Origin of the sequence: Streptosporangium oxazolinicum (genome assembly GCF_039537505.1) — a bacterium.
Classification (GTDB): Bacteria; Actinomycetota; Actinomycetes; order Streptosporangiales; family Streptosporangiaceae; genus Streptosporangium; species Streptosporangium oxazolinicum.
In genome coordinates, this window is the sequence record NZ_BAABAQ010000007.1 from 35,335 (window position 1) to 62,240 (window position 26,906).

Annotated in this window: 23 protein-coding genes; 12 read left to right on the top strand and 11 right to left on the bottom strand. The window is 70.7% G+C overall.

What is annotated here, in order from left to right; all coding sequences use genetic code 11:
- The first annotated feature begins 89 nt into the window (after positions 1-89).
- Together ABD817_RS19805 and ABD817_RS19810 are read left to right on the top strand one after the other, a co-directional pair.
- Positions 90-896 (top strand): GntR family transcriptional regulator, encoded by an 807-nt coding sequence (locus ABD817_RS19805; RefSeq protein WP_344919492.1) that lies wholly within the window; start codon positions 90-92, stop codon positions 894-896.
- Positions 897-1,115: 219 nt separating this feature from the next.
- Positions 1,116-2,333: an MFS transporter gene (locus ABD817_RS19810; protein WP_344919493.1), complete on the top strand. Its 1,218-nt coding sequence runs from the start codon at positions 1,116-1,118 to the stop codon at positions 2,331-2,333.
- A gap of 248 nt (positions 2,334-2,581) precedes the next feature.
- On the opposite strand, the gene ABD817_RS19815 is transcribed toward ABD817_RS19810, so the two are convergent.
- The 4 genes from ABD817_RS19815 to ABD817_RS19830 all read right to left on the bottom strand — a co-directional run bounded on the left by ABD817_RS19815 (position 2,582) and on the right by ABD817_RS19830 (position 6,241).
- Positions 2,582-3,544, bottom strand: a complete 963-nt coding sequence (locus ABD817_RS19815; RefSeq protein WP_344919494.1) for an endonuclease/exonuclease/phosphatase family protein — start codon at positions 3,542-3,544, stop codon at positions 2,582-2,584.
- Between the two features lie 97 nt (positions 3,545-3,641).
- The gene (locus ABD817_RS19820) at positions 3,642-4,700 is read right to left on the bottom strand and encodes an LLM class flavin-dependent oxidoreductase (RefSeq protein WP_344919495.1); all 1,059 of its coding nucleotides are present in this window, start codon (positions 4,698-4,700) and stop codon (positions 3,642-3,644) included.
- A 238-nt stretch (positions 4,701-4,938) separates the two neighbouring features.
- The gene (locus ABD817_RS19825; RefSeq protein WP_344919496.1) at positions 4,939-5,343 is read right to left on the bottom strand and encodes a hypothetical protein; all 405 of its coding nucleotides are present in this window, start codon (positions 5,341-5,343) and stop codon (positions 4,939-4,941) included.
- Between the two features lie 292 nt (positions 5,344-5,635).
- Positions 5,636-6,241 carry an alkylmercury lyase family protein gene (locus ABD817_RS19830; protein ID WP_344919498.1) on the bottom strand — a complete coding sequence of 202 codons (606 nt, stop codon included), beginning with the start codon at positions 6,239-6,241 and terminating at the stop codon, positions 5,636-5,638.
- A 487-nt stretch (positions 6,242-6,728) separates the two neighbouring features.
- Between ABD817_RS19830 and rox the strand changes: the two genes are divergently transcribed.
- The 3 genes from rox to ABD817_RS19845 all read left to right on the top strand — a co-directional run bounded on the left by rox (position 6,729) and on the right by ABD817_RS19845 (position 9,934).
- Positions 6,729-8,276, top strand: coding sequence for a rifampin monooxygenase (rox, locus tag ABD817_RS19835; protein ID WP_344919499.1), 1,548 nt, complete (start codon positions 6,729-6,731; stop codon positions 8,274-8,276).
- Between the two features lie 398 nt (positions 8,277-8,674).
- Positions 8,675-9,271 carry a dihydrofolate reductase family protein gene (locus tag ABD817_RS19840; RefSeq protein ID WP_344919500.1) on the top strand — a complete coding sequence of 199 codons (597 nt, stop codon included), beginning with the start codon at positions 8,675-8,677 and terminating at the stop codon, positions 9,269-9,271.
- Between the two features lie 261 nt (positions 9,272-9,532).
- Positions 9,533-9,934 carry a hypothetical protein gene (locus tag ABD817_RS19845; RefSeq protein ID WP_344919501.1) on the top strand — a complete coding sequence of 134 codons (402 nt, stop codon included), beginning with the start codon at positions 9,533-9,535 and terminating at the stop codon, positions 9,932-9,934.
- Positions 9,935-10,026: 92 nt separating this feature from the next.
- On the opposite strand, the gene ABD817_RS19850 is transcribed toward ABD817_RS19845, so the two are convergent.
- Positions 10,027-11,325, bottom strand: coding sequence for an MFS transporter (locus ABD817_RS19850; protein ID WP_344919503.1), 1,299 nt, complete (start codon positions 11,323-11,325; stop codon positions 10,027-10,029).
- Positions 11,322-12,434 (bottom strand): MerR family transcriptional regulator, encoded by a 1,113-nt coding sequence (locus tag ABD817_RS19855; RefSeq protein WP_344919505.1) that lies wholly within the window; start codon positions 12,432-12,434, stop codon positions 11,322-11,324. The genes ABD817_RS19850 and ABD817_RS19855 overlap by 4 nt, the downstream gene beginning before the upstream one ends.
- 198 nt (positions 12,435-12,632) lie before the next feature.
- Here ABD817_RS19855 and ABD817_RS19860 point away from each other — a divergent pair, with 198 nt between their 5' ends.
- Together ABD817_RS19860 and ABD817_RS19865 are read left to right on the top strand one after the other, a co-directional pair.
- Entirely contained in the window at positions 12,633-12,896 is a 264-nt protein-coding gene (locus tag ABD817_RS19860; protein WP_344919506.1) for a hypothetical protein, read from the top strand.
- 229 nt (positions 12,897-13,125) lie between these two features.
- Positions 13,126-14,049, top strand: a complete 924-nt coding sequence (locus tag ABD817_RS19865; RefSeq protein ID WP_344919507.1) for a hypothetical protein — start codon at positions 13,126-13,128, stop codon at positions 14,047-14,049.
- A gap of 490 nt (positions 14,050-14,539) precedes the next feature.
- On the opposite strand, the gene ABD817_RS19870 is transcribed toward ABD817_RS19865, so the two are convergent.
- The 4 genes from ABD817_RS19870 to ABD817_RS19885 all read right to left on the bottom strand — a co-directional run bounded on the left by ABD817_RS19870 (position 14,540) and on the right by ABD817_RS19885 (position 17,823).
- The gene (locus ABD817_RS19870) at positions 14,540-15,166 is read right to left on the bottom strand and encodes a TetR/AcrR family transcriptional regulator (protein ID WP_344919508.1); all 627 of its coding nucleotides are present in this window, start codon (positions 15,164-15,166) and stop codon (positions 14,540-14,542) included.
- Between the two features lie 10 nt (positions 15,167-15,176).
- Positions 15,177-16,097, bottom strand: coding sequence for an alpha/beta fold hydrolase (locus ABD817_RS19875; protein ID WP_344919509.1), 921 nt, complete (start codon positions 16,095-16,097; stop codon positions 15,177-15,179).
- A gap of 512 nt (positions 16,098-16,609) precedes the next feature.
- On the bottom strand, positions 16,610-17,062 hold the full coding sequence (locus ABD817_RS19880; protein ID WP_344919510.1) for an NUDIX hydrolase: 453 nt from the start codon (positions 17,060-17,062) through the stop codon (positions 16,610-16,612).
- A gap of 347 nt (positions 17,063-17,409) precedes the next feature.
- Positions 17,410-17,823 (bottom strand): ABC transporter permease, encoded by a 414-nt coding sequence (locus ABD817_RS19885; protein ID WP_344919512.1) that lies wholly within the window; start codon positions 17,821-17,823, stop codon positions 17,410-17,412.
- 183 nt (positions 17,824-18,006) lie between these two features.
- Between ABD817_RS19885 and ABD817_RS19890 the strand changes: the two genes are divergently transcribed.
- Positions 18,007-18,468: a cupin domain-containing protein gene (locus tag ABD817_RS19890; RefSeq protein WP_344919513.1), complete on the top strand. Its 462-nt coding sequence runs from the start codon at positions 18,007-18,009 to the stop codon at positions 18,466-18,468.
- A gap of 215 nt (positions 18,469-18,683) precedes the next feature.
- Here the strand turns inward: ABD817_RS19890 and ABD817_RS19895 are convergent, their stop codons facing one another.
- The gene (locus ABD817_RS19895) at positions 18,684-19,265 is read right to left on the bottom strand and encodes a class I SAM-dependent methyltransferase (RefSeq protein ID WP_344919514.1); all 582 of its coding nucleotides are present in this window, start codon (positions 19,263-19,265) and stop codon (positions 18,684-18,686) included.
- A gap of 298 nt (positions 19,266-19,563) precedes the next feature.
- Between ABD817_RS19895 and ABD817_RS19900 the strand changes: the two genes are divergently transcribed.
- The 4 genes from ABD817_RS19900 to ABD817_RS19915 all read left to right on the top strand — a co-directional run bounded on the left by ABD817_RS19900 (position 19,564) and on the right by ABD817_RS19915 (position 26,878).
- Positions 19,564-20,142 (top strand): hypothetical protein, encoded by a 579-nt coding sequence (locus ABD817_RS19900; RefSeq protein ID WP_344919515.1) that lies wholly within the window; start codon positions 19,564-19,566, stop codon positions 20,140-20,142.
- 355 nt (positions 20,143-20,497) lie between these two features.
- Positions 20,498-23,035 (top strand): glutamate--cysteine ligase, encoded by a 2,538-nt coding sequence (locus ABD817_RS19905; RefSeq protein WP_344919516.1) that lies wholly within the window; start codon positions 20,498-20,500, stop codon positions 23,033-23,035.
- Positions 23,036-23,111: 76 nt separating this feature from the next.
- Positions 23,112-24,899, top strand: coding sequence for an N-acetylglutaminylglutamine amidotransferase (locus tag ABD817_RS19910; RefSeq protein WP_344919517.1), 1,788 nt, complete (start codon positions 23,112-23,114; stop codon positions 24,897-24,899).
- On the top strand, positions 24,899-26,878 hold the full coding sequence (locus tag ABD817_RS19915; protein ID WP_344919519.1) for a S9 family peptidase: 1,980 nt from the start codon (positions 24,899-24,901) through the stop codon (positions 26,876-26,878). Before ABD817_RS19910 ends, ABD817_RS19915 begins: the two co-directional genes overlap by 1 nt.
- The last annotated feature ends 28 nt before the right edge of the window (positions 26,879-26,906 follow it).

Below are 26,906 nucleotides of genomic sequence, written 5' to 3' on the forward strand. Positions count from 1 at the left end.
TCCGGCTCACCGGGACGGGCATTGTCGTAGCGCCGGAATAGGGGGGCTAAAATGCCCGGTGGTGTCGAGCGCGAGGAGGCGGCCCCCCGATGGACCTGAAGACGCTGCACGACGTTTCCAAGCTGAGCGACCCTATCGAGCGGGCGCGGATTCTGAGCCGTCTCATGACCGACGAGCAGGAGCTTGTCGCGGAGGCGGCGAAGATGCGCCGCCAGGCGATCGCCGAGGCCCGTGACTCCGGGATGAGTCTGGAGGACATAGGGACCCGCCTGGGCGTGTCCCCGGGCCGCATCTCCCAGATGAGGAAGGGACCGGCGGCACGCGCCCCCGAGGGGCCCGCGGTCCGCGCGCCGAGGGTCCTGGTGCGGCGGACGCTGCCGACCGACCCCGCCGTGCGGGCCTCCGCGTCCCTGTTCCTCGCCGAGGCGGAGAGGCAGGGCGTCACGCCGGGCCGCAGAATGCTCTACGTGGGCCCGGAACCGGCCGGTGAACAGGTGGCCGCCTGCCTGCGCGTCGAACCGGGCGCCGAGGTGATCGCCCGCCGGAAGATGATGACGGCCGACGGCATCCCGGTGCGCGTCGCCACCAGTTACTTCCGGGCGGACCTGTTCGGGGGGACCCGCCTCGCCGAGCCCGGGTTCGTCGAACCGTCACTCCAGTCGGCGCTGATCGCCCTCGGCCACACCTTCGGTCACGCCGAGGAGAACCTGACGGCCCGCCCGCCGACGTCCTTCGAGTACGAGACCCTGGAGCTCGAACCGGGGGAGTGGGTCGTCCAGGTCCTGCGCGCGGGTTACTCCGACGACGACACGCCCGTTCACGTCCTGGAGACCATCTGCGCCGCGAACCGGCACATCTTCCCGATCGGCCAGGTCTCCGGGCACGACGAATTCTGACTCTGAAAAGGGCCGGAAAAAAGGGGAGGACGTGGGGGACGCGGTGGTTGTAGGGTCTGGGGCATGACCTGGCGACATTGATTCTGAACGATCGGTCGGTCCGGCGCGAGCTGCCGTGGACCTCCGGAGATGCCGAGCATCCCGAGTCCGCACAGTCTCCGCGAGAAGGACCTCATGACCACTTCTTTTCACCGTACGCCTGAAAGGCGTGCGAAGCGCTTGGCCGCGACGTTCTACGTCTACAACCTCTTTGATGAGTTCGTCCTCTTCTACCCGTTCTACGCGTTGTTGTTCGTCGACACGGGTCTGTCGACCGCCGAGATCTCCTCGCTCCTGGTGGTCTGGTCGGTCACCTCCATCGTGCTGGAGGTTCCCTCGGGGGTGTGGGCCGACGCCGTCTCGCGGCGCGCGCTGCTCGCCCTGGCGCCGCTGCTCGCCGCCGTCGGCTTCGCCCTGTGGGGCATGGCCCCCTCCTACTGGGTGTTCGCCGTGGGCTTCGTGCTGTGGGGCGCCGCGGGAGCGCTGCAGTCGGGCGCGCTGGAGGCGCTGATCTACACCGAGCTCGACCACCTGGGCGAGACCGGCCGCTATGCCGCCATCATGGGCCGCGCCCGCGCGGTCGGCACGGGCGCGGCCGTGCTGTCCATGGCCGTGGCCGCCCCGGTGTTCGCCGTGGGCGGCTACTCGCTGGTCGCAGCGGGCAGCGTCCTGGCGTGCGTGCTCGCCGCGGTGGCCGCGCTCGCCTTTCCCGAGCATCGCGTACGTCCCGGCCGGGAAGGTGAGGCGGCCAATGCCGATGAGGAGGAGACGCCGGAGGGCGGCTACGCCGCGATCCTGCGCGAGGGGCTACGGGCGGCGCGGGCCGACCGGTCGACGCGCCGGGCGCTGCTGCTGGTACCGGCGGTGACGGCCCTGTGGGGTGCGCTGGAGGAGTACACCCCGCTGCTCGCGATCGGCACCGGCGTCGCCGCGCACGTCGTGCCGCTCCTGGTGCTTCTGGTCTCCGTGGGCGTCGCGGCCGGTGGCGTGCTCGCGGCGGCCGGGCGGAGCTTCACGGACCGGGAGTTCGCCGCGCTCCTCGCGTTCGGGGCGCTGACGCTCGGCGCGGGCGCGGTCAGCGGTGTCGCGGCGGGGTTCGTCGCCCTCGCGGTGGCCTTCTGCGTCTTCCAGATGGCGACCGTGCTGGCCGACGTGCGGCTGCAGGAGAGCATCACGGGCCCGGCCCGCGCCACCGTGACCTCGCTGGCCGGGCTGGGCACCGAGGTGGGCGCCATCTTCGTCTACGGCGGTTACGCCGCGGCCTCGGCACTGACCGGTCATGCCGCGATCTTCGCCGTCTCCGCGGTGCCGTACGCCGTCCTCGCCCTGGTCCTGTTCCTCGGCGGGTCCCGCTCGCGGAGGGCCGAGACCGCCAAGGTCCCGCTCGGCGATCCGTGAGGCGTGAGGCGTGAGGTGAGCCGGTCGGGTTGAGCCGGTCGGAGCGGGCCGGTCCTGGCTGATCGGCCCGGACCGGTGCGGGGCGGGCTCCGCACCGGTCGGAGCCCGCGCTTACCGGCCGGTGCGGGTGGCCCCGGTCGGAGCCCGCCTCTTCATCGGCCCGTGGGGGCGGTTCCGGTCGAAGGCTGCCTCTTCGTCGGCTCGTGCGGGCGGTTCCGGCCGGTCAGGCGTGGCGGATCGGGCCGGGGTCAGCGCTTCGTGAAGCGCGGCAGGCCCAGCTCGGAGAAGACCGGGCGGTGGTCGGTATCCGGGAGGTGGTGGACGCCGAAGGTCCTGATCGCCATGCGCGAGTCGGCGAATATGTGGTCGATCGTCACGCCGGGGACGGGCTCCCAGCCCTGCTGCGGCCAGGTGGCCGTCAGGCCGTGCCCGGTGGCGTCGGCCGCGTCGCGGTAGCCGCTGTCGAGCAGGTCGCGCACCAGCCGGTGGTCGAGGGTTGCGTTGAAGTCCCCGGCGAGCACCCGCAACTGCCCGCCCGCCCTGGGCAGCGCCCGCAGTCCCTGCTCCCAGCACGGCACCCTGTCGCCGTACCGGGGCGCGCAGGGGTGGACCGAGACGACCTCGATCTCGTGGCCGCTCGGGTGCTCGATCACCCCGCGTGCCTGCCGGAACCTGCCCAGCTCGATCAGCGGCCTCTCGGCGATGGGATGCTTGGAGTAGATGCCCGAGCCCCACACCCCGTCGACCGCGCGGTCCACGACGTGGGGCATGCGCTCGCGCAACCCGGCTCCCTCCAGGCGTTCGCGCGCGGCCGGGGTGATCTCCTGGAGGGCCAGCACGTCCGGGTCGAGGGAGCGTACGAGTTTCATCAGGACGTCGGTGTCGCCCGCGCCGACGGCGAGGTTCGCGGCGAGCACCCGCAGCCGCCCCCCGTCGGCGGCGGGCCGGTCGCCGTCGCCGAAGTGGCGGGGGAGCACGGCCGTCGCCAGCACCGCGCTCGTGACCAGGGCGAGGGCCGCGGCCGTCCAGCGGCGCAGGCCCAGGGCGAGGAGCAGCGGGATCGCCGAGGCCGCCGCGACGTACGGCGTGAACGCCACCAGGGCGACCCACTGCCAGACGGGGGTCCACCCGCCGGCCCTGAGCACCGCCCAGGCCGCGAAGGGCAGCACCGCCGACCAGACCAGCAGGCTCACCCATCTCGATCCGATCATGCACCCGGAGCGTAGTGGTCTCCTGTGCAGTTTCGATGGAGATTGGCGGTTTTATCCGCGTAGCTGGGAGCGCCGACGATGACGCGGGAGACCGGGGTCAGTCACCCCGGGTGAGGTCGTACGCCTGGGCGATGAGCTCGTAGGAGCGGGTCCGGGCGGCGGAGTCGTGGACCATCGTGGTGATCATCAACTCGTCGGCCTCGGTGCGCTTGCGGAGGTCCTCCAGCCCCTGCCGCGTCCCGGCGGCGTCCCCCAGCACCACCTTGGACAGGTAGTCGTCGAGGAAGTCCCGCTCGATCGGGCTGTACGGGTAGTTCTCGGCCTCCTCGGGCGTGGGGATCGGCTGCGGCGCCCCGCGCCGCAGCCGCAGCATGGACAGCCCGCCGGAGCGGGCCAGGCGCAGCGCCTGCTCGGGGGTGTCGGCGGCGACCGCGGAGACGCCGATCATCGCGTACGGCCGGTCGAGGACGGCGGAGGGCTCGAAGGACGACCGGTACAGCTCCAGGGCCGGGATGGTGTTGTTCCCGCTGAAGTGGTGCGCGAACGCGAACGGCAGGCCGAGCATCCCGGCGAGCTGGGCGCTGAAGCCGCTGGAACCGAGCAGCCAGATCGGCGGGCGGCCCGACTCGGGGGAGCGGGGCACCGCGACGACCCGCTCCAGCGGGTGGCCCGGCGGGAACGTGCCGTCCAGGAAGGCCGTCAGCTCGGCCAGCTGCTCGGGGAAGTCGTCGGCGTCCAGGCCGTGCCGCCCGCGCAGGGCCCTCGCCGTGGCGGGGTCGGTGCCGGGGGCCCGGCCGAGCCCGAGGTCGATGCGGCCCGGGTGCAGGGCGTGCAGGGTGCCGAACTGCTCGGCGACCACCAGCGGGGCGTGGTTGGGCAGCATGACGCCGCCGGACCCCAGCCGGATGCTCCTGGTCGCGGCGGCCAGATGGGCGATCAACACGGCGGGCGAGGAACTGGCCACGGACGGCATGCCGTGGTGCTCGGCCACCCAGATCCGGTGGTAGCCCCACTCCTCCGCGCGCCTGGCCAGCTCGGTGCTCGCCGCCAGGGTCTCGGTGGGTGTCACTCCCGAACCGACGGTCGCCAGCTCCAGGATCGACAGGGGTACCTCGGAGGAGCCGCGGGCCGTCCCGCGGATGTCGTCAACAGCCATGTAGGCGGCAACCAGGCGGAGCAGGGGTTTATTTCTGGTCTACGACCATCTCGATCATCGGCGCCCCGCCCTCGGAGGCGCCGCGACCCTGACCGGCCTCACCTGCGGCGACGTCCACAGCGTCTACGACGCCGGTAACCGGGTGATCGGGATGGACCTGTGGACCTTCTGCCGATATGTCGCCCTCGGCCCGGCGCGACATATCGTTTCGTTCGTCTGCTCCTGCCCGGCCGGTCGGTCAGCAGGTCACGATGACGCGGGTGTGTTCGATGTCCGTCACCTTGTACCACTTCGGGCCCGGGTATTTCAGCCAGGGGTTCACCGCGTCCTTGCCCGGACAGTCGGTGTAGATGAAGAACCCGTCCGCGTCGACGACGCCGACGTCCTTGGAGCTCTTGCCCGGTGGCACCCACACCCAGTTGTCGGGGGTTCCGATCCAGTTGTTGGTGACGCGCAGTGAGGCGTTCGAGCCGAAGTGGTTGTAGATGACGCCACACAGGGTGATGCCGAAATCGGTGCACGTACCGAGCGTGGAGACGTCACCGCTGCCCGAGCCGGTGCCGGGATCGTCGGCGTGCGCCGGTGAGGTGGACAGCGCGGCCGACAGAAGTAACGTGGCGGCGGCGTACTTCAGTTTTCCCACAATGATCTCCTGTTGTGTCAGTGCGATCACGGACGTGACGGGCCCATCCAAGATTGGAAGCTGAGATCTTGGCTATCTGTAAGGTTCCAGGGAGTCGCGGAGGCCGGGCCTCGGCCCCCCGTCCCTGGTGACCGCGCTGACCGATCGAGTTCGCGGTCGTCCAGGTCGGCGAGTTCCTGGCAGGGCCACGCCCGTCCTGAAGCACACACGCCGGGCCGGACGGCGGGCGGTGCGAGGCCACTGCCGTCGACGCCGCGCCGGGGGTCGGCGCGACGTGCTCCTGTTCGGTCGTCTACGGCAGCTGCCAGAACGGGCCTGTGAGGCCGCATTCATCGAGGAGCCCCTGGTTGTGCTCCCGGCTGTGCGGCTGGAACCCGGGGGCCAGACGATCGCCGTACCACGGGCCGGCCAGTCGCCACATGGCCGTCGCCTCGGCGATGTAGCCGGTGCCCGGTGCGTTGTCGGTCGTCCACCGCTCGGCGTGAGCGCGGTCGCAGAACGCGCGGATCATCGTGCAGGTGCCGACCACGTCGTCCCACCACTCCTTGGCGGGCCGGGGAATCCGGACCGCGAGATCCACGGGGGGCGGGAGCTGCGGGCCTGCCTGGAAGCTGATCGGGGCTCCGCACCGCGGACATGCCGTGTCGATGCGGACGTCCAGGTGGAGGGCGGCGCTGATGCCGAAGGAGTCCCACGCGCATCCGCCCCACCAGCGGCGGTCGTCACGCCCGTCCAGCGGTGTCACGACGAACGCCATCGGTGCGGAGGTGAACGGGTGGGCCATCCGCACCGCATCCCCGTCGGGAGTCAGGACCAGGGCGTGCTCCTCCGCCAGGTCGTACAAGATCTTCTGGATCGCGTCGACAGTGCTCCGCGTTCTGCGTGCCAGCTCGGCCACCGACGGTGCGCGCCCCTCCGATGCGAACGTCTCATAGACAAGATCGCGCACTCTCCGCGAAACCGGCGTTCTCAAAGGTGTCCCCTCTCCTGCGTGCTGATCCGGCTCATCTCCGAGCGGCCTCCAGTCTCCAACGAGCTCGTCCTCGTCCGGCACACGCGCCCCGCGGCATCCGGATCCGAGGGGCTGGCCCGTGCCTGGAGCGCCGGTGATGACCAGGCGGCGCCCGATCACCCGGGCCGCCACGCCGGATCCGCCCCGTGACCGCACGGGGCCGTTCGGAGCCGTGATCACGTGGCCGGAAAAGGGTTGGACGGGATGATGTTCGGGCTTGTAGCTTGCGGTTGACCGTGACACCGCGCCAGGAGGTGAGACCCATGAACGCCGCATCGATGTGGGTGCTCCCCCTTCCCGTCACGGCCGGGCGATTGACGTAGGTGTCGCCGGGAGCGCCTCGCCACCAAGGCACTCCCGAAAGGCAACACCCATGCACTCTCAGCAGGTCACCGCCGAGCCGCCGTCGAACGACAGCGTCGAGCGCGACTCCACGGCAGACGACGTCCCCGGAGTTCTCCGGTCACCGGCCTCCGGCGCCGATCGCGCGCCCCTCGTCTTCGATGTGATCATTGCCGGGTGCGGGCCGACCGGTGCGACGCTGGCCGCCGAGCTGCGGCTGCACGATGCGCGGGTGCTCGTTCTGGAGAAGGAAACCGAGCCCGCGTCGTTCACCCGCATCGTCGGTCTGCATATTCGCAGTCTTGAGCTGATGGCGATGCGCGGGCTGCTGGATCGCGTTCTCCAGCACGGAAGACGACGTCCGGCCGGCGGTTTCTTCGCCGCCATCGGTAAACCCGTGCCCAAGGGCCTGGATTCCGCGTACGCCTATCTGCTGGGTATTCCACAGCCGGTCATCGAGCATCTGCTCGAAGAACACGCGATCGAACTGGGGGCGCGGGTCCGGCGCGGTCGCGCGGTCGCCGGTTTCGAGCAGGACGACGAGGGGGTGACCGTCGAGCTGGCCGACGGGGAACGGCTGCGTTCGCGCTATCTCGTCGGCTGTGACGGCGGGCGCAGTACGGTGCGCAAACTGCTCGGTGTCGGCTTCCCCGGCGAGCCCTCACGGGCCGAGACGCTGATGGGCGAGATGGAAGTGGGCGTGCCGCGGGAGGAGGTCGCCGCCAAGGTGACCGAAATCCGCGAGACCCATCAGAGATTCTGGCTCCGGCCCTTCGGTGAAGGGGTCTACAGCGTCGTGGTCCCCGCCGCGGGAGTCGGCGACCGCGCGGAACCGCCCACCCTCGAGGATTTCAAACAACAGTTGCGCACCATCGCCGGAACCGATTTCGGCGTGCACTCCCCGCGCTGGTTGTCCCGATTCGGGGATGCCACCCGGCTGGCCGAACGGTATCGGGTCGGGCGGGTGCTGCTGGCCGGTGACGCGGCACACATCCATCCACCCATCGGCGGACAGGGCCTCAACCTGGGCGTTCAGGACGCGTTCAACCTCGGCTGGAAACTGGCCGCGCAGATCCGCGGCTGGGCCCCGGAAACACTGCTGGACACCTACCAGGCCGAACGTCATCCGGTCGCCGAGGACGTGCTGGACAACACCCGCGCCCAGACGGAGCTGCTGTCCACCGAACCGGGCCCGCAGGCCGTGCGCAGGCTGCTCACCGAACTGATGGACTTCGACGAGGTGAACCGCCATCTGATCGAGAAGATCACCGCGATCGGCATCCGCTACGACTTCGGCGAGGGCCCCGACCTGCTCGGCCGCCGCCTGCCCGACATCGAGGTGAAACAGGGCCACCTCTACGGTCTGCTGCATCGCGGCCGCGGCCTGCTGCTGGACCGCACCGAACGCCTGGCCGTCGGCGGCTGGTCGGACCGGGTCGACCACCTCGCGGACCCCACCGCGGCACTGGATGTTCCGTGCGTCCTGCTACGCCCCGACGGCCACGTCGCCTGGATCGGCGACGATCAGCAGGACCTGGACGACCACCTCTCCCGCTGGTTCGGCACGCCCGCTAACTGATTTCGCCTGAGCAACCGAAACGGCCCGGAACGGCCTGGCGACTGACCATCGGAAGGTTGGAGGCGACATCAGCCGTGGTGACCACGAAGCTGGAGGGAGCGGACGGCCCCTTCCTGCCCAAGGCTCCAAACCGTTCCGGAACCCGGCTTGTCGTCAACGAAGCTGTTACCACGTACACGCGAGCGGTGAACCGCGCCGACTTCGCCGTGAGTGGACGGACTACTTGGGGCCGGTCGCATCGGGGTGTCGTCGCTGACACTCGCGACGGCATCCGCCCCCGCGGTCGGGAGGACCCGCATTCTGAAAAAAGATTCCGGCCGGCATGTAGAGGAACGGTGGACGGCTCCGACTTCTCGGTGAAGGCGCCAGACGGGCGCCGAAACGCAGGAGGCAGTGAGATGAGCAAGGTCACGTGTGACATAGCGATGTCCCTCGACGGCTTCGTGGCGGGACCGAACCAGAGCCTGGAGCACCCGCTCGGTGAGGGCGCGGAGGAGTGTCTGCACCGATGGATGTTCGAGGAGCCCGAGCGGCACACCGCGGTGATCGAGGCTATTACCGCGGCCGGGGCCTTCATCATGGGCCGCAACATGTTCGGCCCCGGCCGCGGCGCCTGGGACCTCGGCTGGAGCGGCTGGTGGGGCGAGGAGCCGCCGTACCACGCGCCGGTCTTCGTCCTCACCCATCACCCGCGTGAGCCGTTGACGATGAAGGGTGGCACGACGTTCTTCTTCGTCACCGACGGGATCGAGGCGGCGATGGCCCAGGCGCGCGAGGTCGCCGGCGACCGCGACGTCGCCGTCGCCGGTGGCGCCGAGACGGTGAACCAGTATCTGGCGGCGGGGCTCATTGACGAACTCCGCCTGCACGTCGCGCCGGTGATTCTCGGCAGAGGCGAGCGGCTGCTCGCCAACATCGGGAACATCACTCTCGAACCCATCGGTGACCCCGCGGGCACCAGTCTCGTCACTCACCTGGCGTACCGGGTGACCTGATAGAAGGGCAACGGACGGGTCGGAGCCCATCGACTGCGGGCGCCTACGCGTCGCCACGTGCCGATACGTTGTGGCGCTGGTACACCTTCCTTAGATGTCTCGGAGCCAACGGGCCGGGAACACGGTGCGCCGGGCGCGATCGACCCGGCCGGGAACGGTGGCCAAGCCACTGTGGCCGGTCACGATATATCTTGACTCGGGATGCAACGCGACATATCGTCTCTCTTCGGCGATGTGTCTCAGCTCTTGGAGGACGATCCCATGAACGAACCGGTGCCTGTCCTGGTTGTCGTCTTCGTCGCCGTCCTCGTCCTGCTGTCGGTCCTGCAACTGGCGCTCGTGTGCGGCGCGCCATGGGGGAGCCTTGCGTGGGGCGGGCGGCACCGGGTCCTCCCGGGACCACTGCGGGTCGGCAGCGGTATCGCGGTGGTGCTCTATGTCGCGTTCGCGGTCGTGGTCCTGGACCGCGCCGGCTGGATCGACGTCGTGGCGGAGCCCGTCGCGGGCGTCGGCACCTGGGCGGTGTTCGGGTTCGCCGCGCTCAGCGTCATCCCCAACGCGATGTCCCGAAGCAAGCCGGAGCGGTACGTCGGAACATCCGCCGCGTTGATGCTCGCGGTGACCAGTCTCGTCGTCGCGCTCAGCGGGGCGTCGACGACGTGACGACGTGACGTCGTCGACGAAGCTGTCACCGGGCACGTGCGATCGTGCTGGAGCGGCCGGGCGTCAATCGCGAGGGCCCGGAACTCCTGTGGCTACGGCGAGGGGCAGGGGCTGGACATCGTGTAGGAACGCAGCTCGGGAACTCGCCATGCGATCGCGGCGACGGCCACGGTGGTCAGTAGACCACCGATGCAAATCACTGTTCGGGGCCCGAGGAACGACGCGGCGGTCCCGTGCAGCACGTTCGCGAGCTGCGGTCCACCGATGAGGACAACGGTGAGTGTTCCCTGGATCCGGCCGCGCATGGCGTCGTCGGTAAGGGCCTGGGAGATGGCGTTGCGGAAGGTGCTGAGCACGAAGTTCACGGCTCCGCCGAGGACGAGTGCTGTCAGCGCGATCCACAGCTGTGCCGCCACGCCGAGTACGACCACGGTGATGCCCCACGCGGCGGCGGCCGCCGCCATGAGAGCGCCATGGCGGCGGGCGCGGGTGAAGGTGCCCGATAGGAGACCGACCGCGAATACCCCGGCTGGGTAGGCGGCGTAGAGCAGTCCCAGTGTCGGACCGCCGCCGGCCGGGCCGCCGTAGGTGTGCTGGGCCAGTTCGGGGAAAAGTGCGACCGGCATGCCGAAGACCATCGCCGAGAGGTCGACCGCCAGCACCGCCACGAGCAGTCGGCTGGCGGCCAGGTACCGGAACCCGGCGAGGATCTGAGCGAGGGCCGGATGATCCCCGCGGTGCGGTTCGGCCGGAACGTTCGATGCTCGGGCCGGCTCCAAGCGGGGCAACGTGGCGACGGCCCACACGACGGCCAGCAGCGCGAGCGCGTCGAACAGGTACAGGGTGCCGAGCCCGACGAGCGGGATCAGAAGGCCGGCGAGCACGGGGCCCGCGATCGACCCGGCGTAGCGGGCCAGCGAGCTGAGGCTGTTGGCCGCCGGGAGCAGTTCGACCGGGACGAGGCGGGGCACCACGGCACCCATCGTCGTCATGATCGATCCGAAGGTCAGTCCCTGGCAGGCCACCAGCACCATCAGGATCGGGACGGATCGGGCGTCCAGTACAGACTGAGCCCACAAGGCCGCGTAGGTCGAGGTCAGGCCGCAGTGCGCGGCCAGAAGTATCGTTCGCCGGTCTCTGACGTCGGCGAGAGCACCTGTCCACAGAGCCGCCACCACCAGCGCGACGAACGACACGACGGCCGAGGCACCCACGGCCGCCGATGACCCGGTCATGGTGAACAACTGCGTCGGGATCGCGACCAGGCTGAACGACCCGCCCACCGCGCACACCACCGACGCCACCCACAACCGCCGGAACGCGTCGACCCCCAGCGGCCGACGATCGACGATGACGCCGCGCCCCGCCTTGAGTTTGGGGGCGCGCGTCATCGGCTGGGAACGTTCCGGACGGCATCTGCGCCGTCCAGCGGTACGACGTCGGCGACGACACAGGCGATGTTGTCGGGAGCACCTGCGGCGTACGCTTGCGCGATCAATTCGTCGAGTACCCGCTGCGGGCCGTCCTCCTCGGTCAGCGCCTTCCGCAGGGACGCGGCCGGGACGACGGCCGACAACCCGTCGGAGCACAAGAGGTAGCGGTCACCGGCGGCGGCCTGGTGAAGTGACAGGTCCGGATGCGTCCCGCCTGTGCCGGTCAGTGCTCGCACCAGCAGCGAGCGCTGCGGGTGTGAGGCCGCTTCATCGGGGGTCAGTCGTCCTTCGTCGATCAGGGACTGGACGAAGGTGTGGTCATGGGTGATCTGGGAGAGCTCACCGTCTCGCAGGCGGTAGGCGCGAGTGTCGCCGATGTGCACCAGCGCCAGCTGGGAGCCGGACCACAGCAGCGCGGTCAGGGTGGTGACGGCCTCGCCATCCGATGATGCTGCGGCGATCGTCCCGATCTCCGCGTCGGCATCGTCGACCGCGTCGGCCAGCGCGCCGAGGAGGTCTTCGGCTGGCATGGCAAGGGCCTCCAGCGGTTTGAGCGCCTCGATGGCGGTCGCGCTCGCGAGGTCTCCGGCCCCGCCACGGACGCCGTCGGCCACCGCGAGCAGGCGGGGGCCCGCATAGGCGGCGTCCTCGTTGCTCGTCCGCACCAGTCCCGACTCCGAGCGGGCGACGTAACGGATCCCGAGCATGGTCGCGGAATCGTCCACAGAGCTGCCTCTTCCCGTCAGGTAGTCGACGAGGAAGGTCGCCAACCGGCCGCGAGCGGCGGTCTCGGCCAGGAACTGCTCCCAGTAGCCGGCGATCTCCTCGGCCGCCGTCTCCGCGGGGAGATCACACACGCGCCGGATACGGGTCAAGGGCATGCCCAGACGCCGTAGCCAGGCGATCAACCGGGCGCGCTCCAACTGCTCCGGATCGTAGAACCGGTATCCCGAATCGCCGTCCACGGCGGCCGGCGGCAGGAGCCCGAGTTCGTCGTAGAGCCGCAGGGCCTTCGGCGACAGCCGAGTTGCCCGAGCGAACGCTCCGATCGTCAGCAGCTCCCGCACCACTCCTCCTCGTCCCGGCCACGACGACCGGTGTCACCGATGCTGGGGCTTCACCCAAGGGGAAGGTCAACACCTCACCACCCTTCCACGCGCCTTCGCGGCACGGTCTACGGGCACCTGTACCGAAGCCAGCGTCGGTGTTCGGCCGATGCGCGCCCGGCTCAGGGGCCCGGCGCGCGCGAACTGCGTGAGGCGATCATGGCGACCCAGGCCATGACGCCCCGGACATCGGCACGCCCGCGCCGGACGGCCCGGCGGCGCCTGCCGTGGCGGGCCGGCGCCATCGGGCTGGGCGCGGCGGCGGCGGCGATGTTCTTCCTCGGCCAGGTCACCCCCACCGCGACGCTCTCTCCCACGGCCACACCCGGCGGCACCGCACTGTCAGGCGTCTCGATCCTGCTGGCCGCCGCCGCCAAGGCCGAAGCCGCCCCCGAAGGGGCCTACCCAACCCTGAGGCGCTGAAGAAGAGGGCCGCTGAGGCGATCCGCAGGGATCGGGACTTCGCCGGTTCGGTGGAGGACGGCCTGCCGAGCACCCTGGCCACCCTTCTGTACGGACTGCCCGCCTCCCCGCATGAGCATGACCGCCGACCACGCCGTCGAATACAGTGTTTTTGCTCCATTGCTCCACTGAACTGCTGGCTGGCGCGCGCTCCCGCCGTGGCGACGTGCGCCCTCGCGGACGGAGAAGGATGAGCACCTCTGTGGACACCCGGCGGCGTTGGCGCGCCCGATTTGCGGTTCTGGCCACCCTGACGGCGACCCTGCTGACCGGAACGCTGCCGGCCGCCGCCGCCGAGCCTCCGTTCGATCCTGACATCGGCCGCAGGCCGTACCAGCCCGGTCCCATGCTGGTGAACCCGGGCGCGGGGGGGAACACCGCCAACTCCTACGGCTTCAACCTGGTCAGGGTAGGGGGCCTGAACAACCCGGCCTACTACGAGCTGCAGGAGAGCTACACCGTGCGGCTCTACTTCAACTATCGCGGCTCCACCGACTCCGCGACGCGCGACAAGGAGCGGCACTGGATCCAGGGGCTCGACGACGTCATGTCCACGATGGTGCTGGAGACCAACAAGTGGGTCGGCGGACGGCTGGAGTACGACAGCTACGACGGCGAGACCTGGCCCGGCAGCCATGGGGACCGGGAGATCGCCATCGTGTTCGCCAACATCCCCGCCACGGGTATCGCCTCGCCGTCCTCCCACCTGGACGACCGGGGGGCGGTCTACGACGGCGGGCTGATCCGCCTCATCGCCTCCGACGTCTGGACCGAACTGGTCGACGGCAGCGAGGACGGCGACCGCTGGTCCCGGTACGCGATGGCGATCCCGGTCATGCACGAGATCGGCCACACGCTCGGCCTGGCCCACTACAACACGCCGTTCCGCGGCGACAACACGCTGATGTCATCCGTACGCGTCGCTGACGACGTCTCCAGCTGGAACGACGTATGGACCCCCGGCGACAAGGCCGGTCTGATGAACATGGCCGGCTGGCGCACCCGGGCGACCCAGTGCGCGAACACCGGCTCATGCCAGCAGATCTGGGCGAAGAACGACCCCCTCGCCTGGCCACCCCAGCCACCGGACCACACCTACGACCGCATTCCCTGAAGCGCGCCGCGCCGGGCGTTCCCCCACCCGCCCGACGTCACACGCGTGACCGGGTCCCGCCGGGGCGTCGGGGGTTTGGGCTTCCTGCTTGGGGTCCCAGTAGCAACGGATATTGCTTCGCCAGTGTCGATGTGGAGCACCCCGGCGAGGTCGGCGGCGTCTTCGGCCCAGCCCGCCGTGCCCACTCACCGGCACACCAGCCATGCGATGCCGCCACATCCGACAGGTCAGGGATATATCCGTTGGATTTTCGGCGATTACTACCGGGACCCCAGTGCGAGGAGGCCGGGACGACCTTCTCCACAGGCCGGCTCCGGGCCCACCCTCGGCGGCCCCGCGCGGGGACAGGTCCGGCCGGATTTTGGCGACAGAGGGCGGAGTCCGGCGTCGATTGTCCTGGGGCGGGTGAGGAAGGGGGCGGGAGGGAGTCCAGGCCGCGGGCCCACAGCTCGTACGCGGAGGGCTCCTGGGCCCAGGGCGTCGGTGCGGCTCAGTCCGGGGGCGGCCATAGGGTGGCCGTCGGCTCGAAGAGGCGGTCCAGGTGGTAGTCGATGATCGCAGTGGCGGCTTCGTGGCTGCGTTGCCGGCCCAGGACGCTGGCGGTCAGGCCGTTGGCGAGGGCCAGAAGTGTGGCGACCTCGGTGCGCGGGTCGCGCTCGGAGGCGAGGTCTCCGGCCTGCTGCGCGGTGGTAAGCCTGGTGGTGAGGAAGTCTTCCAGCGCGTCGGGTCGGATGAGCGCGGTCGCGGCGAGGGCCGGATCGGTGAGGGCGGCGGTGTAGTAGGCGGTCCAGGCGAGTGAGTCCAGTCGGCTCTGCTCGTCGGTGGGCAGGATCGCACCGAGGACGGCTTCGAGGACACTTCGTGCGGACAGCTCGCCCGTGGTGGCGGCGGCCCGCTGCCTGACCCGGCGGTCCAGGCGGGCGGTCAGCTCGGTGAGGCCGGAGTCGAGCAGGGCTTGCTTGTCGGTGAAGTAGTACTGGACGACGCGCAGCGAGACCCCGGCCTCGGCGGCGATCTCACGCATCGACACCGCCCGCAGGCCGCGGGTGCCGGCGATGCGCAGCAGCGCCTCGGTCAGCTGGCGTCGCCGCTGGTCATGGTCCACCTGTTTGGGCATGCCGATTTCCCTAGTCGTGGTCCGTGCCGTGCTTCGGCGTCGCGATCTCGGCTTGGGCTTGGCCGGGGAAGGCGAGGATACGCTCGATGACCAGGTCTGGAGCTTCGACGGGCAGCGCGTGTCCGGTGCCGGGCACGATCTCCACTCGCCACGACGGTGCGATCGTGGCCAGCCGCGCGGCCACCGCCTGCGCGTCGTGCAGCGCGCTGCGGGCACCCAGCAGCACCTGTACGGGCACGGACAGCTCGCGCACCTGTTGGTCGCTGTAGGGCGGTGGGATGGGCAGGCGCCGGCGAAAGGACCGGCTGGCCGTCATCAGTGTCATCAGCACGTCCTCGCGCAGTGTGCCGTTGCCGACGGTGTCGGCGATACGGCGTCGCAGCGCTCGGGGAAGCAGGGCGGCCATCCCGCCGACGATGACCCACCGGTAGAACCGGCCGGTCAACGGCGCGAAGCCGACCGGGTCCACCAGCGTCAGTGCCGCGACTCGGCCGCCCCCGCCGAGCTGCTGTTCCATCGCGGTCCAGCCGCCGTAGGAGGAACCCACCACATGTGCGCGCTCGGCGCCGAGCGCGGCCAAGGCGTCGGTGAGCCAGCCGCCGACCTCGGTGCCGCTCGCGAGTGGTCGCCGCTGAACCGAGCGGCCGGGCTCGCCGAGCGGGTCGACGGCGAAAACCGGGCGCGTGCGTGCCAGCGGCTCGATGTAGCGGTACCAGGCCAGCGCGTTCCCACCGGCACCGGCCAGGAGGATCACCGGATCCCCCTCGGCTGTCCCGGCCCGGTGGATCCGCACGCTGCCCGCACGAGTCTCGACGTCGATGGCGTCCACCGGTACCGGCCACAACTCACCGAGCACTCGGTCATAGGCGGCGACGTATTTGTCACGCGCAGAGTCGCTGGTGAAGGCCGATGGTTGGTCGGGTGTGCGCATGGTGATCCCATCTCCGCTGTTAGGATACGATCGTATCCTAACAGCGGATGGCGCTGACCGTGGCAGGAGTGCCGACTATTCGTCCGGGCCCTGGACCACAGGTCAGGCGGCGGTGTGCCTCTCGGAGCCCGCTTCCAGTTCGCCCCTGGCAGCGGAACGTCGACGCTCTGGCGGTCGCCGCCAGTCGTGAGTTCGGGCACGTATCTGTCAGCCACTGTGGGCGACGACTCGCCAAAACTCCTGCTGTGCGGCCCGCCGAGCCGCCGCGGCCCTCCGCCAACGCGTTCTCCAGGTCCCGGCTCCCGTCATCGCCAAGCCCCCCGGCTATCACCACGTCACCACCACATGAATCGCCGCTGGTGCCGACGGAACCTGGAACCGCTACGCCTTCAACAAACACTCTAAGTGACCACCACCGGGGCCCTTGTCTCGAACACAGACCACTTGATCAACGACTTCTGGCGCTCCAGCGCGCTACGCAACACCTTCAACTGCCTCCGGGAGCGTAAGGCTTACGACGAGCTCTCCGCCCTGCCCGTTTGTCGGTCGATGTCACTCAGCCAGGCGTCCTGAGCGTCGGCCAGCCGCTCTACCAGCGGCATCGGAACGAAGCGGCACGCGAACAGAAGACCGGCATCCGCGCCATCACCGTGGACATGGTGATGCCACGCATCCTCGCCATCCGCTGGGACTGTGAGCTGGAAGAACGTGGTCTGCCGTGGCTGCCCGGTATCGGGGTGCGCTCTGTCGTCCACCGCTATGGGGCCGACGATGGAGACGTCGGTCAAGCCGGTCTCCTCTGCGACCTCTCGCAAGACAGCCTCTTCCAGGCTTTCATCCGGCTGTACCCCTCCCGCCGGCACTTGAGTACCGGCTTCGGGCACGCCGATGTGATCGAAGACGAGGAGCTCCGGGGTGGATCGGTAGCGGATCACGTAGGCGGCGACGCGGATTCGCGGAGACATCCCTTCATTGTTTCAAACAAAGATCTTGAAGGCATGCGTTGGTCAGGATCTTTTGACATGTTAGGCAGATCGGATATTTCAGCACTTTTCGTGATCTTGTTATTTGTTCTTGGTGATCTCTGCTGTGTGATCTGGTCGTTTGTTCCTTCGTACTCTTCGGCCTTCCCCGCTTCGCTTCCTGGTCTGTCGGCCGTGCTTCGTCACGGCTCGTACCGGTCCTCGAACTCCGGGATCTCCGCCGCTTCGGGCTCCTCATTGTCGTCCTCCTGGCCCTCGTCGAGGTCGCCGTCCGCCAGGGCGGTGCGAGGAGCAGATGTCCGATCACTGGTGGCTCCTTTCGATGACGGTCATACGGCGGCGAGCGCCGCGGTGGGGGTGAGCCGTGCCGCACGGATGGAGGGATAGCCGCCCGCGATCACGCCGACGAGGACGGCGCCACCGAGGGCGGCAGCCACCCCATCGACGGGGACGACTACTGGCCAGTGGTTGTACAGGGAGTACAGAGCTGTTCCGGTTATGCCGAGGAGCGTTCCGGCCGCGCCGCCGAGGGCGGAGAGGACCACCGATTCGGTGAGGAACTGGGCGCGAATCTGGGCCCGGCTGGCACCGAGTGCCCGGCGCAGCCCGATCTCGGACCGGCGTTCGAGGACCGAGACCCCGCAGTCACGCGCGCTGGGCTGGTCCACGAACTCCACCACGCCATCGGCATCGGGAAAAACCCCGCGGGCGACGCTCCCAAACAGCTTTGTCAGCCCGTGCACGCCTCACTCCTCTTCGCCGTGACCCGCAAGAGCTTTGCAACCCCACAGCCCCCCGTCTTGGAGGCTGGTCGTCGGCCGGGTCGTGGAGGGGCACACCGATCCCGCCCACCCTCCGCCGCTGTACCACGATGGAGGTCTCGGCGCGCTCGCGCCGCACCCTTCCGACCGAACCAGGAGCGACTGATGCCGATCGTCCTTCCCGAAGATCCGTTCCACCGCCGCCTGCACCACATCGGGCCGGGGGGTCTCACCTCCGAGACCGCCCAGACCGGCGGCATGCGCCGCCGCGCGGCCATCAGCGGCGCCACCGTCGGCTCCAGCCGCCTGTGGATGGGGCAGACCCACGTGGCGCCCGCCACCGTCTCGGCGAACCACCACCACGGCGACTCCGAGACCGCCATCTACGTCGTCAGCGGCAACCCCTCGTTCGTCTTCGCCGACATCGAGGGGGAGGAGCCCGTCGAGGTACGCATCAATGCCAAACCGGGCGACTACATCTTCGTGCCGCCCTTCGTCCCGCACAGGGAGGAGAACCCCGACCCCGACCTGGAGGCGATCGTGGTCATCGCCCGCAGCACCCAGGACGCCATCGTGGTCAACCTGGACGATCTCACCTGGACGGGGCCGGTCCTGACCTCACGGTGACGACGGGCCACGACGGGCCACGGTGGGCCCCAGTAGGCCACAGTGGGTTATGGCGGGCCGCCGTCACCGCGAGGTGATCACGTGCCCGCCGGACGGTCCCGGCCGGTCATCCCGGCCGCCGTTCCTCGCTCATCCGGCCGCCGGACGAGTCTCCGGCGAGCCGTTCGCTCGCCTCACCCGCCGCCGGTGTCCCCGGACGGTTGTCCGTCGGCCGCTCAGCCGCCGGTCACCTCCCCGGCCAGCCGGTTGTCCGCCGTGACCCCGGTGTACACCAGGGCGGGCGGTACGTTGCGCCAGATCGGCCCCAGGGTGGCGACGGTGGCGAACGTGCTGTTCATGAGGCCGCGGAAGTGCCGGAAGCGCTGGAACGGCATCACGGTCAGCGTCGTGATGGTGCTGAAGGAGCCGCCGGGGACGATGGAGGCCGCGATCTCCTCCAGGACGCGCTTCTGCTGGGCCCCCTCGAACAGGGTCCAGGGAAGCGAGGAGACGATCGCGTCGGCCTGGGACAGACCGGCCTCCCGCAGCAGTTTGCCGAGGTCACCGGCGTCACCGGAGATCACTTCCAGCCAGGGCCTGCTGCGCCGCAGGTGGTCCACCATGCCCTCGTTGACCTCCACGGCGAGCTGCCGCCCTCCCGGAGGAAGGCGATCACGGATCGCGTCGCTGATCACGCCGCCGCCGGCGCCCAGTTCGACGACCACGGCTCCGGGGGTTGTGGGAACGATCGAGGCCGCCAGACGCGCGACGGCCTTCGAACTGGGAGCGATCGCCCCCAGCTGATGGGGATTACGCATGATCGCACCGAGGAATGTGAGCGTGTCACTACCGGCAGGACGAGTTTGAGAGAGCATCGACAGCTTATTCCCCCTGTTGAGGGGGTTATGCCAGATTAACGGGCTTTGATGATCGGGCTTCCGCCGCCGTACGGCTGCCGTACAGCCGCCGTACAGGTGCCGGGCCGCCGGACGGGAACGGATATCACGGCGGCGGGCCCGCTCCGCCGCCGGTGACGGGTCGCCACCCGCCCCTGCCCGGGAGCGGCGGGGCGAGGTACCGTCGTCTTATCGGATCCCGGTCATGAGGGGAGCCGCCATGCCAGACGATTCCGATCACGTGCTCGACTCCATCGACGGCGCCGTCGACGAATGGCTCGCCATGAGCGACGACTCGATGCGCTGGACGCCGCCGGAGAAGGCGCGGCCGAAGCCCCAGCTCGGCCTGCCGGTGCCGCCGCTGCCGCAGGTGCTGGAAGACCTCCTCCAGGAGGTCGGCACCCGTCTCGGGCCGCCCGCCCAGGCCGTGGTCGACGTGTTCCGCCCCCTGGGGGAGGGGGTGGTCGACGCGGTCTCCACGTTCCTCGACAGCCCGCCCATGCGGCAACTCCTCGATCCGCCCGGCCCGGCGGGCGACCGCCCGGAGGCGCTCGGGGTCCGCGCGTTTCCCGACACGTTCGGGCCGCCGCCGGAGGACGCGCCCCGGCCGCCGCGCATGATCGAGGCGCGGCCGGAAGAGGCCGGGCCACCCCTGGGCACCTCGGGTCCCTCGGACCCGTCCGGTCACTCGGGCGCCCCCGGTCCCTCGGACCCGTCCGGGGCGTCCCCGGTGCGGGAGCGGCCGGAGGCCGGGCCGTCAGGACACGACGGGCCCCCGGCGGAGCCGCCGCCCGCGTAGGCGCTGGGCGGCCCGGCCCCTGGGTACCCCCTGGTCGCCTCCGGTCGCCGAGCCGGGCGTGACGGCCATCCCGCCCTCCGCCCGAGCCCTCGGACCAAGCCTTTCGGACGGGGTCTCTGAGCAGGGCCGGGGCGTCCGGTCCACCGGTCGTCGGCGGTGCCTCGTCCGAATCCTCCTGAGATCTTTCCGGCGAAAAGGTGAGTCCTTCCGCCGGAGGGGAAGCGGGTCTGTCCCGAGCGCGGGCGACGAGCTCACGGTTTCACTTTCCCCCAAAGTGCCCTGTGAAGTGCGGAACTCCTTTTTTCGGGCAAAGAATGAAAAACCCCATGAACCGGCGTACTTCAGGAGTGATGAAATGGCGGGTCTGGCGGGGCCGATCGCGGTCGGTGTCGAAGAGGAGTTCCACGTCGTCGATGTCGACACCCGGCACCTCGTCCCACGGGCCGGAGTCCTGCTGGAGCAGTTGCCGGCGGAGCGCTTCACCCACGAGCTGCAGCGTTCGGTGGTCGAGGCCAACAGCAGGCCCTTCATGCACCTGGAGGACCTCGGGCACGACCTGACCGCGCTGCGCCGCACGGTGATCCAGGCGGCGGACGGCCTCGGCCTGGGAATCGTGGCGGCGGGCAGCGTGCCGCTGGTGGATCTGGAGGCGCTGAAGATCTCCCCCGATCCCCGCTACGAGCAGATGCTCGCCGACTACCAGCTGCTCACCCGCGAGCAGCTGATCTGCGGGACGCAGTTCCACGCCGACGTCGAGGACCGCGACCTGGCCGTGGCCGTCGCCCACCGCCTCGCCCCCTGGATCCCCCCGCTGCTCGCCCTCAGCTCCAGCTCGCCGTACTGGCTGGGCTCCGACACCGGGTACGCCAGCTACCGCCCGCTGCTGTGGCAGCGCTGGCCCACCGCCGGTCCCGTGCCCAGGTTCGAGTCGGCCGCCGAGTACGACCAGGTGGTGCGGGACCTCGTCGCCTCCGGGGTGATCACCGACCCCGGCATGATCTACTTCGACATCCGGCCCTCGGCGCACCTGCCCACCATCGAGCTGCGGGTCTGCGACGCCTGCCCCCGGGTGGGCGACATCGTGCTGATCGCCGGGCTGTTCAGGGCGCTGGTGGCCAGGGAGCTGGAGGCGGCGCAGAACGGTCCCGAGCGCACGGTCCGGCTGGAGATGGTCCGCGCCGCGTCGTGGCGGGCCTCGCGCTCCGGGCTGGAGGGCGATCTCGTCGACCCGCTCGACGGCACCCCGGCACCGGCCGCCGAGGTGATCCGGCGGATGGTGAACGGCCTGCGCCCGCAGCTGGAGCAGTACGGCGACTGGGATCTCGTCGCCTCCCTGGCCCGGGAGTCGCTGGCCAGGGGGAGCTCCGCGGCCCGCCAGCGCGAGGCCTACGCCCGTAGCGGCCGGCTGGCCGACGTGGTCGACCTCGTCATCGCCGAGACGCGGTCCGAGGAGTGGGAGACCGCCTTCGGCGGGCCGATGCCGAGGATGCACACCAATCTCCTCGACGGCTACCGGGCCCCCGGTGACGAGGCGATCATCGAGGGCACGGTGCGCGAGTCCTACCAGCCGGTGCTGCGGGTCCTCGACCGCCTGGGCGTCGAGGGACTGCGCGACCGGGAGGAGAGGCGCGACGCCTACCAGCGCAGCAACGGCATGACCTTCCAGGTCGAGGGGGGCGACGAGAGCCGGATCTACCCGTTCGACCTGGTCCCCCGGCTGGTCCAGGCCGGGGAGTGGGCCGGGATCCAGCGGGCCCTGCCGCAGCGGGTGCGCGCGCTGGAGGCGTTCCTGCACGACGTCTACGACGGGCGCGAGATCATCCGGGACGGCACCATCCCCGCGTGGGTGGTCGACGAGTCCCCCGGCTACCGCAAGCCGGGCCGCAGGGTGCCGCAGGGCACCGTGCGCTGCGCCGTGGCCGGGCTGGACCTGGTCCGCGACAACGTCGGCCGCTGGGCGGTCCTCGAGGACAACCTGCGGGTGCCCTCGGGCCTCGGGTACTCCGTGACCAACCGGCGGCTGATCAACGAGCTGATGCCGGAACTCGCCCCCGGCGAGGGGATCGCCGACCCGGGGGAGGGCCTGCGGATACTGCGGGAGGCGCTGCTCGCGGCGGGCTCCGGCGACCCGTCGGCCCTCGCCGTGGTCTCGGCGGGCCCCGAGGACTCCGCCTACTACGAGCACAGGATGCTCGCCGAGGAGCTGGGGGTGCCCCTGGCCGTACCGGCCGACCTGTCGTTCAAGAACGGCTACCTGGAGATCGAGGGGCGCAGGATCGAGGTGCTCTACCGCAGGATCGACGAGAGCGTGCTGCTCGACGGCCACCTCGGGCTGGAGATCATGGACGCCGTCGAGCGTTCCGCGCTCGTCCTGGCCAACGCGCCGGGCAACGGCGTCGCCGACGACAAGTGCCTGTACCGGTACGTGCCGCGCCTCATCGAGTACTACCTGGGTGAGCGGCCCCTCATCGACAACGTCACCACCTACCTGTGCCGCGACGCCGAGGACCGCGAGCAGGTGCTCGACCGGCTGGCCGAGCTGGTCGTCAAGCCGGTGGACGGATTCGGCGGGCAGGGCGTGGTCGTCGGCCCCGACGCCTCCGCCGAGGAGCTCGACCAGGTCAGGAAGACGATCCTCGCCGCGCCCGAGGGCTGGGTCGCCCAGGAGACGATCCGGCTCTCGACGCACCCGACCTTCGACGGGCAGCGGCTGAGCCCGCGCGTGGTCGACCTGCGGGCCTTCGTCTGCTTCGGCGAGACGGCGACGGTGCCGCCGACGGCGCTGACCCGCGTCGCCCCGGAGGGCAGCATGATCGTCAACTCCTCCCAGGGGGGTGGTTCCAAGGACACCTGGCTGCAGACGGGGAGTGCCGAGGCGCGGTCCGAGCGGTGAGCTCCGGCGCGAGCCCGGCAGGTGAGACGTGTGCGATGGATGACCGGAGCGGTGAGCCGGTCACCGGGGGGTTTGTATGTGTGGTCTGAGCGGTGAGCTCCGGTTCGACGGCCGCCCGGCGGACGTCGCCGCCGTGGCCCGGATGAACGACGTGATGCGCGACAGGGGGCCCGACGGGGCGGGCCTGTGGTCGCTGGGGCCGGTCGCCCTCGGCCACCGGCGCCTGAGGATCATCGATCTGTCGGACCGGGGCGCCCAGCCGATGGTGGACAGCGACCTGGGCCTGACGGGCGTCTTCAACGGCTGCCTGTACAACTACCGGGAGCTGCGCCGGGAGCTGGAGGGCCTGGGCTACCGCTTCTTCTCCACCTCCGACACCGAGGTGCTGGTGAAGTCCTTCCACCGCTGGGGGACCGGCTGCGTCGACCGCTTCAAGGGCATGTTCGCCTTCGCGGTCGCCGAGCGCGACAGCGGCAGGCTCATCCTCGGCCGCGACCGGCTGGGGATCAAGCCGCTGTACCTCTCCCGGGACGCCGGGCGGCTGCGCTTCGCCTCGTCGCTGCCCGCGCTGCTCGCCGGGGGAGGGGTGGACACCGGCATCGACCGGGTGGCCCTGCACCACTACATGACCTTCCACTCGGTGGTGCCCGCCGAGCGCACCATCCTCGCCGGGGTGCGCAAGCTCCCCCCGGCCACCGTACGCACCGTCGAGCCCGACGGCACCGTCACCGACCACCGCTACTGGGAGCCGCTCCACACCCGGTCGGCCCTGCCCGAGTACGCCGGGCTGACCCCGGACGAGTGGTGCGAGGCCGTGCTCGACCGGCTGCGGACGGCCGTGCGCAGGCGTATGGTCGCGGACGTGCCCGTGGGCGTGCTGCTCTCCGGGGGCCTGGACTCCAGCCTGATCGTCGCGCTGCTGGCCGAGGAGGGGCAGGCGGGCCTGTCGACCTTCAGTATCGGGTTCCCCTCGGCCGGAGGGGAGCGGGGGGACGAGTTCGCCTACTCCGACCTGGTCGCCAGGGAGTTCGGCACCGACCACCACCGCATCCCCGTCGACGACACCCGCATGCTGCCCGCCCTGGAGAACGCGGTGTCGGCCATGAGCGAGCCGATGGTCAGCCACGACTGCGTCGCCTTCCACCTGCTGTCGGAGGAGGTGTCCGGGCACGTCAAGGTCGTCCAGTCCGGCCAGGGCGCCGACGAGGTGTTCGCCGGCTACAGCTGGTACCCACCGCTCGCGGGCGTGTCGCGCGAGGAGGCCGCGGCCACGTACGAGAGGGAGTTCTTCGACCGCTCGCACGGGACGCTGGCCGCGATCCTGTCACCCGAGTACATGCTGGACGAGGACGTCAGCGGCGAGTTCGTCCGGCGCCACCTCGCGCGGCCCGGCGCCGACACCGCGCTCGACGCGGCGCTGCGCCTGGACACGAACGTCATGCTCGTCGACGACCCGGTCAAGCGCGTGGACAACATGACCATGGCCTTCGGGCTGGAGGCGAGGACACCGTTCCTCGACCACGAACTGGTCGAGCTGGCGGCGGCCTGCCCGCCCGAGCTCAAGCTCGCCTCCGGCGGCAAGGGCGTCCTGAAGGACGCCGCCCGCAAGCTGCTGCCCGCCGCGATCGTCGACCGGCCCAAGGGATACTTTCCGGTCCCCGCCATCAGGCACATCCACGGCCCGTTCCTGGAGCTCGTCAGGGACGCGCTCACCGGCCGGGCCGCGAGGTCGCGCGGCCTGTTCGACCAGCCGTACGTCGACAAGCTGCTCGCGGCACCGGACGAACACCGCACTACCCTGGGGGCCAACGCGTTGTGGCAACTCGGACTCCTGGAGCTGTGGTTGCAGGCACAAGGAGTTTGATGACCGAAATTCTCGGCGCCCGTTCCCGCCCCTCGACGGGCACGGGCCTGACCGCCTGGAGCTGCCGGGCGCCCGCGCTGGCACCCGACCTGAGCGCCGTCGCCTACGTCGGCGACCGGGACGGCTCGCCACGCGTCTGGATCCAGCCCCTCGGCAGGGACCTGGAGACGTGGCTGCCGGGGGAGAGCTCGCAGGAGCCGCCGGAGGAGGATCCGGAGGCCCGGCCGGTCGACACGGGATCCGAGCCCGTCGCCGACGTGAGCTGGTCCCCCGACGCCCGGCGGCTCGCCGTCCTCGTCGTGCCGGGAGGCGGGGAGCACACGCAGGTCTGGACGGTCAGGCCCGACGGCGGCGACCTGCGCCCGCTGTCCGCGCCCGAGGGAGGGTCGGCGTCGTTCGTGCGCTGGACCGGTCAGGGGGAGGTCCTCCTCGTCGCGGAGGTCTCCTCGTCGGGCCGTACGGACGCGGTGCTGATCGACGCGGCCTCCGGCAGCCGGGAGGTCATCGCGGGCGGGGCGCTCATGCACCCGGCCGCGGTCAGCCGCGACCACCGGCGGATGCTGCTGCGGCGCGGCCCGCGCGGCGTGCGCCGGATGTACGTGGCCGACCTTCCCGCCCTTCCCGGCGATCCTCCCGCCCCTCCCGCGGGGGTCCGCGTCGACCTCCCTCCCGGTGATCTCGCCGACGTCCCGCCCGGCCTGCCCACGAACCTTCCCGACGAGGCGGCGGGTGACCTGCCGGGTCATGGGGAGCGGCCGCTGCTGGCCGGGCTGACCGGCACCACCGACTACGGCATCCTCTCTCCCGACGGGACGACCGCCTACCTGCTGTCCGACGTCGGCCGCGACCGGGCCGCTCTCGTCGCGGTGGGCGAGGACGGGGCGGGGACCGTGCTGGCCGAGCGCGCCGACGCCGAACTGGACCAGTTCGCGCTGAGCGCCGACGGCCGCCTCGCCGTCCTGGTGTGGAACGACTCCGGCCGCTCGGAGCTGGAGGTGATCGACCCGGCCACCGGCGAGACGCGCCCGCTCCCGCCCCTGCCCGCCGAGGTGGTGTCCTCGATCAGGGTGTCCCTGGACGGCAGCCTCGCCGTCCTGGCGGCCGAGGGGCCCGGCCACCCCTCCCACGTGCTGCTCTGCGACCTGGCGACCGGCGGCTACCGGCGGATCGCCGGATCGGGACGGATCCCCGACGCGGCCGGCGCGGAGCTGGTGCGCTTCCAGGCGGGCGACGGCATGGATCTGACCGGCTGGCTCTACCGGGTCCCGGACGCCCGGGGCCCGGCACCCTTCGTCGTCTACCTGCACGGCGGCCCGGAGAGCCAGGAGAGGCCCACCTTCAACCCGCTGTTCCAGAACCTGCTGGCCGCCGGGATCGGGGTGCTCGCGCCGAACATCCGCGGCTCGTCGGGGTTCGGGCGGGCCTTCCGCAACGCCGACAACCACGCCCTGCGCTTCGACGCGATCAACGACGTCGCCGACTGCGCCCTGGAGCTGACGCGGGCGGGCCTCGCCGACCCGGCCAGGATCGCCTGCATGGGACGCTCGTACGGCGGCTACCTGACGCTGGCCGCCCTCGTCACCCACCCGCGCCTCTTCCGCGCCGGGGTCGACGTCTGCGGCATGGCCGACTTCGAGACCTTCTACGAGCGGACCGAGCCGTGGATCGCCGCGGCGGCCGTCAGCGAGTACGGCCACCCCGTCGCCGACCGCGACCTGCTGCGGGCCCTGTCGCCCCTGCACTCCTTCGACCGGCTGGCCGCCCCGCTGCTCGTCGTGCACGGTGCCCGCGACACCAACGTCCCCCTGTACGAGGCCGAGCAGGTGCTCCAGGCGGCGCGGGCCCGCGAGGTGCCCTGTGAGCTCCTGCTGTTCGAGGACGAGGGACACGAGATCCGGCAGATCGCCAACCGGGTGACCTTCGTCAAGAACGTCGTCGAATGGCTCAGCTGGCACCTGGCGGTCCCCGACCCGGCGTGACGTCTCTTCTCGCGGATCACGGCGGGTG